This window comes from Xenorhabdus bovienii (genome assembly GCF_024721015.1).
GTDB lineage: Bacteria > Pseudomonadota > Gammaproteobacteria > Enterobacterales > Enterobacteriaceae > Xenorhabdus > Xenorhabdus bovienii.
The window spans coordinates 1-267 of record NZ_JANAIF010000424.1; the positions used below are offsets into that span (position 1 = coordinate 1).

The 267-nt window shown below is 43.1% G+C and carries 1 protein-coding gene; it reads right to left on the reverse strand.

Going from position 1 to position 267, the window contains the following annotated elements; translation table 11 throughout:
- The coding region (locus NXS07_RS22715; protein ID WP_258087665.1) for a YhjD/YihY/BrkB family envelope integrity protein at positions 1–267 on the reverse strand (267 nt) is incomplete at both ends.

The following is a 267-nucleotide window of genomic DNA, read 5'->3' on the forward strand; positions in this document are numbered from 1 at the left end:
GACAATGCAAAAGCTTTGGTGAATTCTGCGCCGAAATATAGAATAATTGAAGAATAATAGGTCCATAACAGTAAGATGACCAACGATCCCGCGGCGCCGTAAGTACTGCCTACATCGCTTTGTCCAATATAAATGGATATGCCGAATTTGCCGAGCATAAACAACAGGGCGGTAATCACTGACCCAGAGATTACATCCCGCCATTTGATGATTGCATCTGGCAAAAGTTTAAAGATCACGCTAAAAATCAGGGAAACTACCGCAAGG